The sequence below is a fragment of the Protofrankia coriariae genome (genome assembly GCF_001017755.1).
Classification (GTDB): Bacteria; Actinomycetota; Actinomycetes; order Frankiales; family Frankiaceae; genus Protofrankia; species Protofrankia coriariae.
The window spans coordinates 83647-84068 of the sequence record NZ_JWIO01000002.1 but is presented as its reverse complement, the minus strand read 5'-3'; the positions used below and the strand labels follow the sequence as shown (position 1 = coordinate 84068).

The window sequence follows — 422 nt, the reverse complement described above, 5'->3', positions numbered from 1 at the left end:
GGCCCGCCTGGAGCTGCGGGCCGCGCTGGCCGACGGGAAGAAGCGGCACGGCCACGCCTTCGAGGCGGCTGGGCCGCCGGACGGCGGGACCCCGGCGGATCCCGACGCGACAGTCGTGGTCGCCTCGCGGCAGCCGCCCGACGAGGACGACGACCCGGCGACCCTGCTCTCACCGACGGCGGCATCCCCCGCGTACGTGGCGGGCCAAGAGCACGAGGACAAGGACGAGTCGGAGTACACCCGGACCGCCGTCGCCGGGCCGGCCGTCCCACCGGCGGCACGGCCATCGGTCGGGCAGCCACCACCGGGGCAGTCGGCAGCGGCACAGCTGGCCGCGCAGCCGTCGCCGCCGGTGGGGGAACACCCGCGGACGCGGTCCGCCCGCGCCGGTGTCCTGGTCGTGGCCGGTGTCGCGGCCGCCG

1 protein-coding gene (running past one end of the window) is annotated in these 422 nt (G+C 78.7%); it reads left to right on the top strand.

Annotated features, from left to right (window positions below):
• On the top strand, positions 1–422 hold part of the coding region annotated (locus FrCorBMG51_RS24535) for a serine/threonine-protein kinase (protein ID WP_476742084.1) (this coding region is incomplete at its 3' end). Its footprint begins 341 nt before the window's first position; 422 of 763 annotated nt are visible.